Origin of the sequence: Corynebacterium sp. HMSC070E08, from assembly GCF_001808895.1 — a bacterium.
GTDB lineage: Bacteria > Actinomycetota > Actinomycetes > Mycobacteriales > Mycobacteriaceae > Corynebacterium > Corynebacterium hiratae.
The window spans coordinates 46,847-63,449 of record NZ_KV794728.1; the positions used below are offsets into that span (position 1 = coordinate 46,847).

A 16,603-nucleotide genomic window follows, 5' to 3' on the forward strand; every position below is an offset into this window, starting at 1 on the left:
AAAGGCTACCAGCGCGCGGTCAGGGTGCCGATGCTGGCCAACGCCACCATGCTTGCCGACGCCGTCCGCAACACCTCCGGCCCCAACTGGATCGCCGTCGCACCGGCGTCCTGTAGGCGGGCTAGTTCCTCCGCGCCGATGCCGCCCTCCGGGCCCACCAGCAGGTAGATGGTCTCGGCGGAGTCGAGGTCAGCAAGATCCTTGAGCCGAGCCTCGGCGTCCTCGTGGAGGACCAGCGCGCGAGCACCGGAGATTTCCTGGCACAGCTGGCGGGTGGTCAGCGGGCCGCGCACGGCCGGCACGCGCGCGCGGCGCGATTGCTTGGCGGCTGCCACGGCAGCAGATTCCCACTTGGCTAGCGCCTTCGGGGCCTTCTTGGCATCCCACTTGGACACGCAGCGGTCTGCCTGCCAGGCGATGATCTCATCCGCGCCGGCCTGGGTGGCCAGGTCGACGGCGAGCTCGGAGCGCTCCGACTTCGGGATGGCCTGGACCACGATGACGCGCGGGGAGGGTTCGGGGATGATCGCGAGGTCGTCGACAAGCGCGGCCAGCGTGTCCTTGCCCTGCGTATCGGTGATGGTCGCGGTGGCGCGGCGCCCGGACCCATCGATCAGGACCAGGTGCTCCCCTGGTCCCATGCGCTTGACGGTGACCGCGTGGCGGCCCTCCGCACCCTCGAGGCCCACCGGCTGGCCAACCTCAGCGAGGGAGAGATCCGGGTGGAGGAAGACGGGCAGAGACATTAGCGGCGGAACTTATCGCGGAAGCGGCTAAAGAGGGATTCGCCCTGGCCATCCCCGGCGTGGTGGACCTCGGTGCCGCCGTGGCCGGCGGCGCGGACCTTCTCCAGTGCCTCGCGGGTCTTCTTATCCAGGTCAGTCGGGACAACAACATCCACGTGGGCGTGGAGGTTGCCAAAGCCGTCGGTGCGCAGGCGCGGCATGCCCTTTCCTTGGAGGGTGATGGACTCGCCCGGCTGGGTGCCCGGCGCGATATCGATGGTGAGCTCCTCGCCGTCGAGCTGCTCGACGGTGCACGAAGCACCCAGCGCGGCATCCACCATGGGCACGCGCACGGTCAGGTGCAGGTCATCGGCGTTGCGCTCGAAGACGGGGTGCGGCTCGGTGTGCACCTCAACGTACAGGTCGCCAGCGGGGCCGCCGCCGTGGCCGACCTCGCCTTGGGACGCCATGCGGATGCGCATGCCATCACCAATGCCGGCGGGGATATTCACCGTAATATCGCGACGCTTGCGCACGCGGCCATCACCGCCGCAGTGGCCACAAGGATCGGTGACTACTTCGCCGAAGCCGTAGCACTTCGGGCAATCGCGGGTGGTCATCATGTTGCCCAACATGCTGCGCTGGACCTCTTGGACCTGGCCCATGCCGCCGCAGTGATCACAGGTCACCGGCTTGGACTTGGACTCGGAACCGGTTCCCTCACAGCGGTCACAGATCACAGCGGTATCGACCTTAACCTGCTGCTTAACGCCGCTATAGGCCTCCTCGAGGGTAATGGTGGTGCGCAGGAGCGCATCATCGCCCGGCTGCACGCGGGAACGCGGACCGCGGGAGGCAGCTCCCCCGCCGAAGAACTCGGCGAAGATATCCCCGAGGCCGCCGCCACCGAAACCACCAAAGCCGCCGCCCTGGGCTGCGCGCTCCTCCATGGGGTCACCACCCATGTCCACAACCCGGCGCTTCTGCGGATCCAGCAGAACCTCCTGCGCAAGGGAAGCCTCGCGGAACTTCTCCGCGGCCTCGTCATCGCCCGGGTTCACGTCCGGGTGGTACTTGCGCGCCAGCTTGCGGTAGGCCTTCTTAATCTCGGCATCCGACGCCGACTTTTCTACACCAAGAATGCCGTAGTAGTCACGAGCCACGTACTGTCATCCTTCTATATCTCGTTGATGCTAAATCTAATCCGACGGGCCAGCTTACTCGCCCGCCAGAATTTCACTCACATAGCGTGCAACGGCAGAGACCTTGGAGATTGTTCCCGAGTAGTCCATATACGTCGGCCCCACCACACCGAGCCCGCCGAGTGCTGCGGCCTCCGAGCCGGTGCCGAATCCATAGCGCGTGGCCACGACGGAGGTTTGGCGCAGCTCATCGGCCTCGTTTTCTTCGCCGATGGAGACCGAAACATTGCCCAGGTCTGGCACGCGCGCCAGCAATTTCAGCACCACGACCTGCTCTTCTAGGGCCTCGATGATCGACGGCAGGCCCTCCGGTAGGGCCACGCGGGTGAGGTTGGAGGTTCCCGCCATGATCAGGCGATCGGAGGGCTGCTCCACGAGGGTTTCAATCAGCGTGGTGGCTGCTTTGAGGAGGTGGGGGCGGATGTCGACTGGGGAGTCGTCGACAAGCGCGGCCAGCTCCGCCGAAGCATCGGTGAGCGTCTTGCCCTCCAGGGCGGTGTTGAGGATATCGCGCAGGCGGTGGGTCTGCTCGGGGTCGATGACATCATCGAGCTCCACATTGCGCTGATCGACGCGCCCATTATCCGTAATCAGCACCAGCAGCAGGCGCACCGGTGACAAAGCTACGACCTCGCAGTGCTTGACGCGGGAGACCTTGAGGTTGGGCATCTGCACTACCGCGGCTTGCTTGGTCACCTGGGCCAGCAGCTGGACGGAACGGCGCAGCACGTCTTCCAAATCCACGCCGCCTTCGAGGAAGGTGAGCATGGCGCGGCGCTCGGCCTTGGAGAGCGGCTTGACGTCATGCAGCGTGTCGACGAACTGGCGGTAGCCCTTCTGCGTGGGCACGCGCCCGGAGCTGGCGTGTTCTTGGGCGATGAGGCCTTCGGCTTCGAGCACGGCCATGTCATTGCGAATCGTCGCCGAGGACACGCCCAGCTGGTAGCGCTCGAGCAGGGCCTTGGAGCCGACGGGCGATTGCGAGGCGATGTAGTCCGCGACGATGGCGCGCAGGACTTCTTGGCGGCGGGCATCGGTGGAGCTAGACATGTCTTTAAGGCTATCCGTTCTGGCGGTCAGGGGTGGAAAAGCTGTGGAAATCAACGACTACGGGCAGGTAGTTCACCGCCGCTTCCAAGTGGTTCTACTCAAATGGTTCGGGTCATACGGTTTACCTGTGCCCAAACGAACCTTCTTGCAGCCCAAGGAAGGTTTGTTTGCCCCCAAACAAACCTTATGACTGGAGCCTTTCCACTGGAACCATCTTCGAGCATCGATGCAGGCCGCTAATCAGCCAGCTGATGCGGACTCGGAGGTCGGCCCGCAGGCGGGACAAGCCCCTAGCGGGCGGTGTCTTCAGCGACGAGGAGGTCAGTGATGATGCCATCCGCGAGCAGGCGGCCCGCCTTGGTCACGCGGAGGCGCTCACCGGCACGCTCGAGCAGGCCGCGCTCGATGAAACGCGCGGCCACGGGCTCGGCGGCCGGCGCGAGCCAGGACGCCGGGATGCCCTCGCGCAGGCGCAGGCCCAGCATGATGCGCTCGGTGTGGCGGTCGGCGGCGCTGAGCTGCTCGCGCTCCTTGATGGGCAGCTCCCCCTCGCCCACGGCCTTAATGTAAGTCCGCGGGTTTTTCACGTTGAAGAAGCGCTCGTTGCCCAGGTGCGAATGCGCGCCCGGGCCCGCGCCCCACCAATTGCCGTCCACCCAGTAGATGCGGTTGTGCTGGCACTCCCCGCCCGGCTTGGCCCAGTTGGACACCTCATACCACTCGAAACCTTCGGCCTCGAGCGTGGAAGAGATCATCCCATAGCGCCGGGCCAGCACGTCCTCATCCGGTGCTGGCAGCAGGCCCTTCGATACCTTGCGGGCCATACGCGTGCCATCCTCCACGATGAGCGAATACGCGCTGATGTGATCCACCCCGGTCTCCAGGGCACGCTCCAGCGTCAGGGCAACGTCGGCATCTTCTTCTGTCGGCGTGCCATAAATCATGTCCAGGTTGACGTGCTCGAAGCCCGCGGCGATGGCCTCGCGCGCAGCATCGAAGGCCCGGCCCGGCGTGTGGGCTCGCTCCAACACGGCGAGCACCCCCGGGGAGGCGGATTGCATGCCCAGGGAAAGGCGGGTGAAGCCGGCGTCGAGAAGCCCAGCGAAGTACTCCGGCGAGGTGGATTCCGGGTTGGATTCCGTGGTGACCTCCGCGTCCGGGGCGAGGCCAAAGGTATCGCGGACCTTCGACAAGACACGGCCCAGCCCCTCAGCACCCAGCAGACTCGGCGTACCGCCACCGATAAAAACCGTTTCGGCCTCGCGCCCCACCTGCGCCGCCGCCATCTCCAGTTCCTTCTCCAGCGCAGCCAGATAATCGCTGGTCAGATCCCCTCCCAGCTCACCCGGGGTATAGGTGTTGAAGTCGCAGTAACCGCAGCGGGAGGCGCAGAAAGGAACGTGAATGTAGAGACCAAAGGGATCCATGGGAACAAAGTATCCGACAGCGCCGTTAAAGCGGTAGTCTATAGTGCAGATTTGCAACCCCGATAGTGAAGAAAGGCCTCTTTTAAGTGGAACCTCCGAGTCGATGTCCCCGCCGCCTCCTTAAGGCGGTGGGGTAAGCCGTGTTATCTGCCATCCTGATGATTGTGGCGGGTTTCGCCGTCATCGCTCTCATTATCGTGGCCAACGCCTACTTCGTGGCGCAGGAATTCGCCTTCATGTCGGTGGACCGCACGCAGCTGCGCCAGCGCGCAGCGACTGGGGATAAGCCCGCGGAGCGCGCCTTAAAGATCACGCAAAAGACATCCTTCATGCTCTCCGGCGCGCAGCTGGGTATCACGATTACCGGCCTGCTCATCGGTTATGTGGCCGAGCCCCTCGTGGGCCAAGGCCTGGGCCAGCTGCTGGGCGGCGTGGGCGTGCCCACGGGTGTATCCGTCGCGGTAGGCACCGTGGCGGCGCTTGCTATTTCGACGGTTCTCACCATGCTCTTCGCCGAGCTCTTCCCGAAGAACTACACCATCGCAGCCCCCATGAAGTCAGCGCTGTGGCTGTCCGCATCGACGATGTGGTACCTCAAGATTTTTGGCTGGCTCATCCACTTCTTCGAGTATTCCTCCAATGCCCTGCTCAAGTTATTCGGCATCGAGCCGGTGGAGGATGTCGATTCTTCTGCCACCACCGATGACTTGGAGTCCATCGTCGATGCCTCCCACGAGGCCGGCGACTTGGATGAGGACACCTACCTGGTGCTCGACCGCCTCCTCGACTTCCCCGAACACGACGTGGGACACGCCATGATTCCGCGCTCGCGCGTGGATGTCATCGAGCCCGAAACCACCATCGGCGAGGTGCGCGAGATGATGTCGGAGAACCACACCCGCTACCCCATCATCGACGATGAACACAATCCCATCGGCGTGGTGCACCTCTACGATGTGCTGGGCACCGAGCTGCCTCCTGCTACCCCGGCCCGCGAGATTATGAAAGATCCCGTGGTGGTGCCGGAGCTCATGCCGCTTCCCGACGTCGTCACGGAGCTTCGCGACGCCGACGAGAAACTCGCCTGCGTCATCGACGAATACGGCGGCTTCGTGGGCATCGTGACCATGGAGGACTTGGCCGAGGAAATCCTCGGCGATGTCACCGACGAGCACGACCTCGAAGAAACCGAGGAAATCACTGAGCAGGACGAGACGCACTGGATCGTCGACGGTGACACGCCCATCGACGAGGTGGAGCGCGCCATCGGCCACGACCTGCCAGAGGGCGATTTCGAAACCGTCGCCGGCCTGCTCATCGCGCACTCCGGAACGCTGCCGGAAGAAGGCGAAGAGCTTTCCATCGAGCTTGAGGCCGAGCCGGAAGACTGGGTCGACGGCGACGAAGCCCCCATCCGCACGCTCAACGTGCGCGTCGAGGAAATCGACCGCCACGTACCCTCCGTCCTGGCACTCGAGCTAGTGGAGGAATTCCCGGAAGGAGACGATGACTAATGACTGATACCTGGTGGTTCAACCTCCTTATCACTGTTCTCATCATCGCCGCTTCCGCGTTCTTCGTGGTCATCGAGTTCTCCCTCATGGGCGCGCGCCGCAACCGTTTGGAGGAAACCGCGGAATCCTCGGCGGCTTCGCGCGCAGGCCTGCGCTCGCTCAATGAGCTGACAATCATGCTGGCCGGCGCCCAGCTGGGCATTACCGCCGCGACCTTCGTCCTGGGTGCCGTGACCAAGCCGTGGGTCCATCACCTGTTGATGACGCCACTGGAGGCCCTTGGCCTGCCGCTGGGCGTTGCTGACGTCGTTTCCTTCCTGCTGGCCCTTTTCGTCGTGACCTTCCTGCACCTGGTCATCGGTGAGATGGCGCCGAAGTCTTGGGCCATTGCTCACCCGGAGACCGCCCTCCAGCTCATCGCGGTGCCCGCCCGCGGCTTCATCTGGCTCTTCCGCCCACTATTGATCTGGATCAACAAGATGGCCAACAAGCTGGTAACGATGACCGGCGAGGAGCCCGTCGACCGCGCTGGTGCGGCCGGCTACGACGCGGAGACCCTGCGCCACCTAGTCGAGCACTCGCGCCTGACGGGCACGCTTGACGACGACTCCGCGAACCAGATCACTGGCGTCATCGAGCTGGAAGCCTCCACCGCGGCCCAGTTGGCCCGCGAGCACGGCTCGGAAATCCTGCCGCTATCCTCCGATGCCACGGTGGCCGAACTCCACGACTTGGTGGTACGCAAGTCCATCATGCGCGTGCTGGTCTACCCGCGTACCTCGCGCATCCCCCGCATCGTCCATGTGCGCGATACCCTGCTCGCGGACCCGGAAACACCGGTGCTGGATTTCTCCCGCCCCGCACTGGCGGTGGGCTCCTCCTCCACCGTGCAGAAGACTCTGGACCAGATGCGCGCCCGCAACGAGCAGCTCGTCGTCGTGGGCAAGCCCACCAAGGACAAGACGGTGTGGATCCTCACCTGGGATGACATCATGGGCCAGCTGTGGCCGCAGATTACGGAGCAGCTGGACCAGGCCGTGCCGGCGTCGAAGAACCCGGGGGTCTAGCGCTTACGCGCTAAACGGGGGAACACGAAGCTAAGCGTGACACGGAAAGCTAGGCGTGGCACACGAAGCTAGACGTGACACGCTAACAGCGAAAAGCGCCACCGAGAGAGGGAATCTCGGTGGCGCTTTTCTTAGGTAATCCTTGTGTGTTGGCAACAAGGAAGTCTGTGATGCGGCGACTAGGCAGTCGTGGCGGCCTTCTTCTGACGCTTGGCGCGCACACGGGCAACAACGGCGTCGATACGCGCGCGCTCCTCCAGGAAGGGCGGCGGGTTATGCCCGCGCATGGTGCGCACGAAGGCGGGGTGTGCCTCAACGACGGTGTGGCGCCAGGCCTGCACTGCAATGAGCGCGGACTCGCCGGCGCGCTTGTACAGGTTCGGCAGGGAGACCACATCGAGGTTGCGGGCCACGGCGTCGGTTTGCGCCAGCACGTACTCAACCAGCTCGCGCAGGTAGGCGGCCACCGCGGCGGTGCGGCCGCGCAGGGTTTCTGCCAGCTCCGAAACCACAACGGGCGGGCCGGAGATGGGCAGGCCCTCAGCGAGCGCGCGGGCGGTAAGCTGCTTCGGTTCCTCAACGTCGTTGTCGCCGGAGGAGGCAGCCGAGATGGTGCCGGACTTCAGCCCGGAGACCAGCGCGTGGCGCAGGCCGATGAGTTCGCCGACACAACGCCCGGAATCCACGCGGGCGTCCTCGACGATGTCCCCCAGCTCAGCCAAGCAGTCGAGGGAGAGTTCATCATCCCAGTCCTCGATGGCCTCGATGAGGTGCTCAATGTAGTCAACGACTTCGTCGCCGATGTTATAGATTTCTTGGGTCAGCTCACGGTGGCGCAGCTCGGCTGCGATTTTGTGCATAGGCTGCCCTTTCCGCGAGAACCTCTAGTTGAGGTTTAGAGTTTTTCTGACCCCGCTGACTCTATTAGAGATTCTCCCGTGGGTCTGCGCGACACTCCGAAGGAATTCACAGACTCCATCCAGCCTTATTTCTTGCCGGCGTAGAGGCGCTCAATGTCCGCTGCGTAGCGCTGCGCCACGACATAGCGCTTCACCTTCATCGTGGGGGTGAGTTCGTTGCTTTCCTCGGTGAGGTCCTGGTCGAGGATGACGAACTTCTTAATGCCCTCGGCGTGGGAGACCGTAGCGTTGACCTGGTTGATGGCGTCCTGAATATCCGCGCGCAGTGCCGGATCAGCAGCTACCTCACGCATGCCCTTGGTCGCGGAAATGTTGTGATCGGCCTTCCAGCGCTTGAGCGCGTCCTCATCGAGGGTGAGCAAGACGCCGATGAAGGGTTTGCCGTCGCCGACCACCATGGCCTGGGAAATCAGCGGGTGGGAGCGCAGGATATCTTCCATCGGCCCCGGCGAGACGTTCTTGCCGCCGGCGGTGACGATGAGGTCCTTCTTGCGGCCGGTGATAACGAGCTTGCCGTCCTCATCGATTTCACCCAGGTCGCCGGTGTTGTACCAGCCGTCCTGCAGGGAGTTCTCGGTGGCTTCCTCGTTCTGCCAGTAGCCCTTGAAGACGATATCTCCCTTGATCATGATTTCGCCGTCGTCGTTAATGCGCAGCGTCGTTCCACCCAGCGGCGGGCCGACGGTACCGATGGACTGGTCCACGAAGTCCACGGCGGCAGCCGCTGCGGTCTCCGTCAGGCCATAGCCCTCGTAGATGGTCACGCCGATGCCGCGGTACCAGTGCAGCAAGTCCTGCGAGATGGCCGAACCACCGGAGATGCAGTACTTGACCTCGCCGCCCATCGCCTGGCGGATGGCGGAATAGACCAGCTTGTCAAAGGCCTTGTGCTTGGCCTTGAGGACTCGGTTAGGCCCCTCCGGAGTATCCAGCGCCTTGGAGTATTCGATGGCGACCTTTTCAGCTTGGTCGAAGATTGCACCCTTGAATGCGGAGGAGGCGTGGGCCTTCGCGGACGCGCCGTTGCGTACCTTCTCAAACACGCGCGGCACGCCGAGGATCAGGTTCGGGCGGGAGCGCGCGAATTCGATGGTGATGGTGCCGAAATCGGACCAGTGGTTCTGGGAGGCACCGCCGATGGTGACCGCCAGTGACACCGCGCGGCTAAAGACGTGTGCCAAAGGCAGGAAGGTCAAAACGTGCGCACCCGGCACGGCGATGGCACCAATGGGGTTGGTCAGCAGGCCGCGCGCCTCTGCCAGCCAATTGCGGTGGGTCAGCATGCAGCCCTTGGGGCGACCGGTGGTGCCAGAGGTGTAGACCAGCGAGGCGACGTCATCGGTGTTCGTGGCTTCGATGCGCTGGTCGACGGTGTCGTCGCTGATGTCGCGTCCCTCAAACTTCAGCGTATCGATGGCCGAAGAGTTAATCTCTAGCACGCGGCGCAGCTGGGAGGGCGAGCCGTGCAGCTGCGGGGTGCCATCCTCCTGCAGCTTCAGGTGCTTAACCAGCTCGGAGTGCTCGCGGGTTTCCGTAATGGCGAGGATCGCGCCGGAATCCTCAATGATCCACTGGACCTGTGACATCGATGAAGACGGGTACACCGGAACGGAGATAGCACCGGCGGCCCAGATGGCATAGTCCAACAGGGACCACTCGTAGCGGGTGGTAGAAATAAGAGCCACGCGGTCTCCCTGCTCCACGCCGAAAGCGATGAGGCCCTTGGCCACCGCGTAGACCTCTTCCACGAACTCTTTGGCGGTGACGTTGACCCACTCGTAGTTCGCGGGGCGGGTAAACAGCACGCCATGTGGGCGGGCGTGTGCCGTAGCCATCATGGCGGTAAGGCAGGTCTCCCCGTCTTTGATCTCGAACTCCGCTTTCGTATGCGCTTCATTCAAAGTCACAGTTGTGTCCTTTCCCACAAAAATTAAATTCCAGCCCACTCTACCAACCGGATTTCTCCCGCGCGCAGGGAGGGCGTGGCACAATTGGGGGATGTGACTACCCGTGATCTGCTTCAAGAACTTGCCCAACGCCACGGCGTGGCCTGCGAGTACACCGCCCAGAACGGACAGCCCGTGTACGTCAGCGAGGAAACAATTACCTATACGCTGCGCGCACTCGGCGTCTCTATCTCCGACCGTCCGGACGATGAGGAGCTAACCCAAGCCCTGTTCGAGGATTATCTCGAGCGCGCCTCCCGCCCGCTGCCGCCGTGCGTGGTGGCCCGCGAGGGTGCCGAAAAGTCTTTCGTCGTCCACGTCCACGACGGCGACCCCGTCACCGTCACCATCGAGCTGGAAAACGGCGAGACGCGGCCGACTTACCAGGATCCGAACAACGCCCCGGCTGCCGACGTCGCCGGAACCATGTGGGGCGAGGCCAGCTTCCACGTCCCCGGTGACCTGCCCTTAGGTTTCCACAAGCTGCACTTATCCTCGCCCGGCATCGGCGAACACGAATGCCCGCTCATCGTCGTGCCGAACCATCTGAGCACAGCAGATCGCTTCCTCGAGCGCCCCGCCGCGGGCGCGATGGCGCAGTTGTATTCGGTGCGCTCCGAGAAGTCCTGGGGCATGGGCGATTTCGGAGATCTAGCCGAGCTCGCGGAGGTACTGGCTCCGGATTATGACTTCCTCCTTATCAACCCGCTGCACGCGGGCGAGCCAATCCCGCCTGTGGAGGATTCGCCCTACCTGCCCACCACGCGGCGTTTCATCAACCCGATTTACATCCGCATCGAGGATATTCCGGAGCTGAAACAGCTCAGCCCGGAGCTTCAGGAGGACGTCGCCGAGCTCGCCGCCGAGTTCCGCGAGCGCAACCGGTCTGCCGAAGAGATCGACCGCGATTCCATCTTCGAGGCCAAGCTGCAGGTGCTGCAGGAGCTCTTCAACCAGGGAATGACCCCGGAGCGCCGCACCGCCTTCAGCGAGTACCAGCGCCGCGAGGGCCGCGGCCTGCGCAATTTCGCGCTGTGGTGTGCAGAGACTGAACTCTCGCGCCACAGTGGTCGCCGCCACGCGCTGAGCCTCGACGTCAACGACTTAGCCGAGTTCTATTCCTGGCTGCAGTTCCTCTGCGATGAGCAGCTGGATGCCGCCCAGCGCCGCGCGCTCGACGCCGGCATGAGCATCGGGCTTATCACCGATATGGCCGTGGGCATCCACCCCGCTGGTGCCGATGCTGTCAACCTCTCCGAGTACCTGGCTCCCCAGTGCTCGGTGGGTGCTCCGCCGGATGACTATAACCAGCAGGGCCAGGACTGGTCGCAGCCGCCGTGGCACCCGGTCCGTCTGGCAGAAGCCGGCTACGAGCCGTGGCGCGATTTGCTGCGCACGATGCTGGGCAACGCCGGCGGTCTGCGCGTCGACCACGTGCTGGGCCTTTTCCGCCTGTACTGGATCCCGCGCCAGTCCACCCCACTCAACGGCACCTACGTGACCTATGACTGGGAAGCCATGCTCGGCATCCTCGCGCTCGAGGCCGAACGCGCCGGCGCGGTCCTCGTCGGCGAGGACCTGGGCACCCTGGAACCCTGGGTCCAGAATGCCCTGCAGGACATGGGAGTACTTGGCACCACGATCATCTGGTTTGAGCACGCCAACGAAGGCCCCACCCCGCGCCCGCAGGATCAGTACCGCCACATGGCGATGTCCTCGGTGGGCACGCACGATCTGCCGCCAACGCTCGCCTTCCTGCGCGGCGATCACATCGCACTGCGCGCCCGCCTGGGTCTGCTGACCCGCCCGGTGGCGGAAGAAGAGGCCGAGGACCGCGCGTGGCAGGAAGAGGTCAAGGATAATCTGCAGGCCTATGGCATGTTGGACAATCGCGAGAACGAAGAGGACGTGCTGGTTGCCCTGCACCGCTATGTTGCGGGAACTCCCTCGGCACTGACGGTGACCAACGTGGTGGATATGGTCGGTGACGTGCGCGCACAGAACCAACCGGGCACGACGAAGGACCAGTACCCCAACTGGTGTATCCCGCTGTGCAATACCGCCGGCGAGCCAGTCCTCTTGGAGGATCTACCGAAGCAGGAGCTCTACCAGCGCCTCGCCCAAGCCGCCAAGAGGCCAGGGGACGAACGCTAAAGCGTCGTCCCTTTAAAGGACGACGCCCACCACTGCCACCACGACGATGAGCGCGATCATCAGCCACAGGGTCACGCTCACTCGGGATTTAGGCAGTGCCCGCTTGCGGTGGACGTGTTCGGAGCGCTCGGGGTCCCACAGGCCTTCGCGGTGATCATCGGGAGTCATGGTTCTTCATCCTAGTCACGGGCACAAGCCACGAATACACCCGGTCGATTGCCCACATCAGGAGCCACCCCATGACGGTTGCGGCCGGCACCGCCGTGACGGCGAGCACCGCCATTTGCACCCACACCGGCGCCTGCACGAGCCATTCCATGCCCTCAGGGTAGCCTGTTGTGCATGAGCCGTGCACCTTTCACCGTCACCTGCCCCGCGGGCACCATCACCGGCTACCTCGATGAGGACGTGGCCCATTTCCATTCCATCGAGTACTCCCACATCCCCGGGGATTTTGAGAACCCCGAACCCGCACCGCCACGTGACCAGGATGCGCGCACCCCTCACCCGGAGAAGATCGCGCTGACCATCACCGCCCCCGCGCCCAGCAACCGCGCGACGTCCCTGGCGCCGACGTTGGTCTATATCCACGGCGGCCGCTACGAGCACGGCTCCCACGAGGATCCCCGCGCGGAGGGCACGCCGACCGCGCAGGCGGGCATCGTCCACGTGCAACTCGGTTATCGTGTGGGTCTGCCGGGGCTTGCCCGTTTTCGTGATGACGAGCCCGACCGCTACCGCGCCATCGAGGACCTGCAGTTGGGCTTGGAATGGATCCAGAACAACATCGAGGCATTCGGCGGCGATCCCACCAACGTCACCATCTTGGGCCAGTCCGCCGGCGCCAACGCCGTACTGTGGCTGTGCCGGCGCGACCACTACCGAGGGGCGTTTCGGCGAGCGCTAGCTCTGTCCCCGGGCTTTCCGCGCGAAACCTTCGAGGAGCGCAGCGCCACTCTGCGCCAGGTGATGAAGAAGCCCATCACGCGTTCCTCCCTGGCGGCGATGAGCCAGGAGGAGCTCGCCGCCGGCTACGCCAAGTTCCGCAAGAAGTACAGCCTCGATATGGCGCTGGGCCCCACCCCGCTGGAGTGTGGGCAGCTTGCCGACGTCCCCCTCATCCTCGCCAGCACCCGCGACGAGTTCTACAACATCCCAGCCACGCAGAAGGTCGACCGCTCCCCTTTCCGTGCCCTCATCCTGCGCTATGCGGCGCCGCGCTTCGGCTTTCCCCGCAACGGTTTCACACCCTGGTATCAGGTGGCGCAGCACATGGACAAGGACCGCCCGATGGGCCGAATGGTGGGCGATTCCATCATCCGCCGGTGGGCGGCCGAAGTGGCGGAGAAGGCTCCGGGGAAGACCTGGATGGTGGAATTTACCCGATCCTCGGGCCCGGCCCTGCACTGCGAGGAGCTGCGTCCGCTCTTCGGCAGGACGCCGCTGGCCCAGTGGCTGCAGGACTTTGTGCGCACAGGCGAGCCCGGATTCGAGGCCTACCGCCCGGAGCACGCAATCTGGGAGTACAACCTGGATAACGACGAGCATCGCGTGGCGTATTCCAGCTTGGATTATATTTCGGCGGCCTTTGCTCAGGACGGAAGCTTGCTCTAGGCCAGAAGGGCCGCGCGCAGCGGCTCGTGGGTCAGCTCCTCCACCATCCACGGGCTAAAGGCAAAAGGTGTGGCGTCGACGGCAGCGAGCACATCGCGCACCGGCGCCCACTCGAAGGAGTCGACCTCCTCCGGGTTGGGCGTCGGATCGTCTTCGGTCTCGAAGAGGTAGACCGGGCAGATTTCATTCTCCACCACGCCGGAGGAATCCACCGCGCGGTAAGCAAAGTCCGGCAACACCAAACGCGGCGTACCGGTCAGCCCAAGCTCGAAGCGGCCGCGGCGCACGACGGCGTCGGCAGTCGGCTCATCCGGGCCCGGGTGCCCACAGAAGGAATTGGTCCACACGCCGGGCCAGGTCAGCTTGGACAGGGCGCGGCGGGTCAGCAGCAGCTGGCCATCGCGTACCACCCACGCGGAAAAGGCAAAATGCAGCGGGGTATCTGCGGTGTGTACGGCGGCCTTGTCAGCGGTGCCGGCGGGCTTGCCCTCCGGCGAGGCTAGAACGACGAGTTCCGTCATAGATTGAGGTCTCCTACATAGCGCACGTTGCCGATGCTAAAGCGCGCGTTCCAGAGGTTGCCTGGGGCAACGTTATAGACATATTGAAGGTTGGTGGACGCACCGGCGCCCAGCGGGTGATCCAAGCCCGGCGCGGCCAGGTCCACGTTGACCTCCGGGTCATAAGGGACGGGATCCACGGTGGCCCAGCCGCCGTTGCCGTCAGCGCGCTCGAGGGTGGGTTCCGCAAGGGCGTCGGCAGGCAGGGGCACCTCGTTGAGGTTGTGAATCTTCACCGTCAGCACCGTTCCACCGCCGCCGGAGTACAGCCCCTGGAGCTCGAACTCCACGTTGAGCCCCTCATCTTTGACGGGTGCCGCCAGGTTGGAGGTGACCTCATGAGCATCTACATCCTTGGCCTCAAAGGTCGGCGGCTCCGAGCTAGACACCACGATGTTGTCCTGCGGGCCCACGTCCGGCGGCTGGAGGATGCTGCAGCCTGACAAGGCAGCCAGGCACAGCGGGGCGCACGCTAGGGGGAGGTATTTCTTCACCGCGGATCCTTTTCCATCACGACTTCGGTTTCTCCCCTACCTTAGTCGACAGGTTGGATATTCCTATTAAGGGCGTAACATCGGCCGGCGATGAACTCTATTCTCCGCATCGTCCGCAGCGCATCCGCCCTGTGGCCGTTTTATCTTGGCGTCCTTATCACCGCGTCAGTCACCGCGATTCTGTCGCTGCTGACCCCGTTTATCCTCCGCGAAGCCACCGACACCGTCGTCGCAGGCGGCCCGCTGCGCACCATCCTGTGGTGGGTCGTGGCGCTCTTTGTGGCGGATGCGCTGGGCAACGTGGTGAAGAATATCGGCGGCTATATCGGCGATGTCATGGTCGCACGCCTGCGCCAGATTCTTTCGACGCGCTACTTTGCCAAGCTGCTCTCTGTGCCGCAGGGTTATTACGACAACCAGGTCACCGGCACCATCATCGCGCGCTTGGACCGCTCGATTGCGAATATCACGCAGTTCCTGCAGTCCTTCTCCAATAACTTCTTCGTCATGCTCATCCAGGCGGCAGCGGTGCTGGTCATCACCGCGGTGTACTACTGGCCGCTGGCCATCCTGCTGGCAGCGCTCTTCCCTATCTACATGTGGCTAACCGCACTGACCTCGGAGCGCTGGCAGGGGTTTGAGGCCATCAAGAATGAGAACATCGACGTGGCCAACGGGCGCTTCGCGGAGGTCATCGGCCAAGTAAAGGTGACTAAGTCCTTCGTCGCTGAGGCCCGCGAGTTGGCCTCCTTCGGTTCGCGCTACCGCACGGTGGTGGATACCACGAAGCCGCAGTCGCGCTGGTGGCATTCCATGGATACCGCCCGTGGCGCGGCCATGGCGCTGATCTTCTTAGGCATCTATGGCCTGATCTTCTGGCGCACCTTGGAGGGCCATTTCTCCATCGGTGACATGGTCATGCTCCTGCAGCTGGTAAACATGGCTAAGCAGCCGGTGTTCATGATGAGCTGGATCGTGGATGTCAGCCAGCGCGCCATCGCCGGCTCCAAGGACTACTTCAAGGTCATGGAGGAAGTCCCGGAGCCCACGGTCAACCCGCAGCTGGTCGCCGCCGCTGAAACCTCCGACGTGCCGGAGCTCGACCTCACCCCGGCCGAGCCGCTGCGCCCGACCGAAGGCCCAGTCTTCGCCTTCGAGGACGTGTCCTTCTCCTATGAATCGGATAAGCCGGTCGTCGCCGATATCACCTTCGCCGCCCAAGAGGGCCACAAGGTGGCACTCGTCGGCGAGTCCGGCGGCGGCAAGTCCACCTTGGTCAACCTCCTGTTGGGCCTCTACCAGCCCACGGAGGGAAAACTGACGGTACTGGGCCACGACACTGCGGAACTTACTGCGGAGCGCCTGCGCGCCTCAGTCGGCGTGGTCTTCCAAGAGTCCTATCTGTTCTCCGGCACCATCAAGGAAAACATCGCCTATGGCAAGCCGGGGGCGACGGTGGAGGAGATCGTGGGCGTCGCCAAGCGTGCCAATGCACACGACTTCATCGAGGAATTCCCCGATGGCTACGACACCGTCATCGGCGAGCGCGGCCTTAAGCTCTCCGGCGGGCAGAAGCAACGCGTGGCCGTGGCGCGCGCCATGCTGAAAGACGCCCCCATCCTCGTCCTCGACGAGGCCACCTCGGCGCTGGACACCAAGGCCGAGCGTGCCGTGCAGGCTGGTCTGGATGAGCTCATGAAGGACCGCACCACGCTCATCATCGCGCACCGCCTGTCCACCATCGCGGACGTGGACACCATCATCACCCTGGACCGCGGCCGCATCTCCGAGATCGGCTCGCCGGCGGAGCTGGCGCAGTCGGGCGGCATCTACGCTGAGCTGCTGCGCCTGACCCAATCCGCCTCCGCCGCCGACCGGCAGCGATTGAAAAAATACGGATTCGTCCAAGCCACCGACGAGTAAGGTGGGA

14 protein-coding genes are annotated in these 16,603 nt (G+C 64.0%); 5 read left to right on the forward strand and 9 right to left on the reverse strand.

All coding sequences use genetic code 11. The features are described 5' to 3' along the window. Positions 1 to 5 precede the first annotated feature (5 nt). The 4 genes from HMPREF2526_RS01595 to hemW form a co-directional block, all read right to left on the reverse strand. Positions 6 to 746 (reverse strand): 16S rRNA (uracil(1498)-N(3))-methyltransferase, encoded by a 741-nt coding sequence (locus tag HMPREF2526_RS01595; RefSeq protein WP_070545437.1) that lies wholly within the window; start codon positions 744 to 746, stop codon positions 6 to 8. Then, positions 746 to 1,888, reverse strand: coding sequence for a molecular chaperone DnaJ (dnaJ, locus tag HMPREF2526_RS01600; protein ID WP_070545439.1), 1,143 nt, complete (start codon positions 1,886 to 1,888; stop codon positions 746 to 748). Before dnaJ ends, HMPREF2526_RS01595 begins: the two co-directional genes overlap by 1 nt. Before the next feature lie 54 nt (positions 1,889 to 1,942). Further along, the gene (gene hrcA, locus HMPREF2526_RS01605) at positions 1,943 to 2,977 is read right to left on the reverse strand and encodes a heat-inducible transcriptional repressor HrcA (RefSeq protein ID WP_070545441.1); all 1,035 of its coding nucleotides are present in this window, start codon (positions 2,975 to 2,977) and stop codon (positions 1,943 to 1,945) included. 290 nt (positions 2,978 to 3,267) lie between these two features. After that, positions 3,268 to 4,404 carry a radical SAM family heme chaperone HemW gene (hemW, locus tag HMPREF2526_RS01610; RefSeq protein ID WP_070545443.1) on the reverse strand — a complete coding sequence of 379 codons (1,137 nt, stop codon included), beginning with the start codon at positions 4,402 to 4,404 and terminating at the stop codon, positions 3,268 to 3,270. A 140-nt stretch (positions 4,405 to 4,544) separates the two neighbouring features. On the opposite strand from hemW, the gene HMPREF2526_RS01615 reads away from it, so the two are divergent. Further along, positions 4,545 to 5,918, forward strand: coding sequence for a hemolysin family protein (locus tag HMPREF2526_RS01615; protein ID WP_070545445.1), 1,374 nt, complete (start codon positions 4,545 to 4,547; stop codon positions 5,916 to 5,918). Then, positions 5,918 to 6,985: a CNNM domain-containing protein gene (locus HMPREF2526_RS01620; protein WP_070545447.1), complete on the forward strand. Its 1,068-nt coding sequence runs from the start codon at positions 5,918 to 5,920 to the stop codon at positions 6,983 to 6,985. Before HMPREF2526_RS01615 ends, HMPREF2526_RS01620 begins: the two co-directional genes overlap by 1 nt. A gap of 179 nt (positions 6,986 to 7,164) precedes the next feature. Here the strand turns inward: HMPREF2526_RS01620 and HMPREF2526_RS01625 are convergent, their stop codons facing one another. Beyond that, a complete protein-coding gene (locus HMPREF2526_RS01625; RefSeq protein ID WP_070513599.1) occupies positions 7,165 to 7,845 on the reverse strand; it encodes a hypothetical protein in 681 nt (226 codons plus the stop codon). A gap of 125 nt (positions 7,846 to 7,970) precedes the next feature. Further along, on the reverse strand, positions 7,971 to 9,812 hold the full coding sequence (locus tag HMPREF2526_RS01630) for an AMP-dependent synthetase/ligase (RefSeq protein WP_070513603.1): 1,842 nt from the start codon (positions 9,810 to 9,812) through the stop codon (positions 7,971 to 7,973). A 93-nt stretch (positions 9,813 to 9,905) separates the two neighbouring features. On the opposite strand from HMPREF2526_RS01630, the gene malQ reads away from it, so the two are divergent. Then, the gene (malQ, locus tag HMPREF2526_RS01635) at positions 9,906 to 12,005 is read left to right on the forward strand and encodes a 4-alpha-glucanotransferase (RefSeq protein WP_246819119.1); all 2,100 of its coding nucleotides are present in this window, start codon (positions 9,906 to 9,908) and stop codon (positions 12,003 to 12,005) included. Between the two features lie 12 nt (positions 12,006 to 12,017). On the opposite strand, the gene HMPREF2526_RS13345 is transcribed toward malQ, so the two are convergent. Continuing rightward, positions 12,018 to 12,173: a hypothetical protein gene (locus tag HMPREF2526_RS13345; protein ID WP_168162657.1), complete on the reverse strand. Its 156-nt coding sequence runs from the start codon at positions 12,171 to 12,173 to the stop codon at positions 12,018 to 12,020. Between the two features lie 174 nt (positions 12,174 to 12,347). Here HMPREF2526_RS13345 and HMPREF2526_RS01640 point away from each other — a divergent pair, with 174 nt between their 5' ends. Then, positions 12,348 to 13,619: a carboxylesterase family protein gene (locus tag HMPREF2526_RS01640; protein ID WP_070545451.1), complete on the forward strand. Its 1,272-nt coding sequence runs from the start codon at positions 12,348 to 12,350 to the stop codon at positions 13,617 to 13,619. On the opposite strand, the gene idi is transcribed toward HMPREF2526_RS01640, so the two are convergent. Both idi and HMPREF2526_RS01650 read right to left on the reverse strand, forming a co-directional pair. Further along, positions 13,616 to 14,140 (reverse strand): isopentenyl-diphosphate Delta-isomerase, encoded by a 525-nt coding sequence (gene idi, locus HMPREF2526_RS01645; protein ID WP_070545453.1) that lies wholly within the window; start codon positions 14,138 to 14,140, stop codon positions 13,616 to 13,618. The genes HMPREF2526_RS01640 and idi overlap by 4 nt on opposite strands. After that, a complete protein-coding gene (locus tag HMPREF2526_RS01650; protein WP_046649026.1) occupies positions 14,137 to 14,673 on the reverse strand; it encodes a hypothetical protein in 537 nt (178 codons plus the stop codon). The genes idi and HMPREF2526_RS01650 overlap by 4 nt, the downstream gene beginning before the upstream one ends. A gap of 90 nt (positions 14,674 to 14,763) precedes the next feature. On the opposite strand from HMPREF2526_RS01650, the gene HMPREF2526_RS01655 reads away from it, so the two are divergent. Continuing rightward, positions 14,764 to 16,596: an ABC transporter ATP-binding protein gene (locus tag HMPREF2526_RS01655; RefSeq protein ID WP_046649025.1), complete on the forward strand. Its 1,833-nt coding sequence runs from the start codon at positions 14,764 to 14,766 to the stop codon at positions 16,594 to 16,596. Positions 16,597 to 16,603 lie beyond the last annotated feature (7 nt).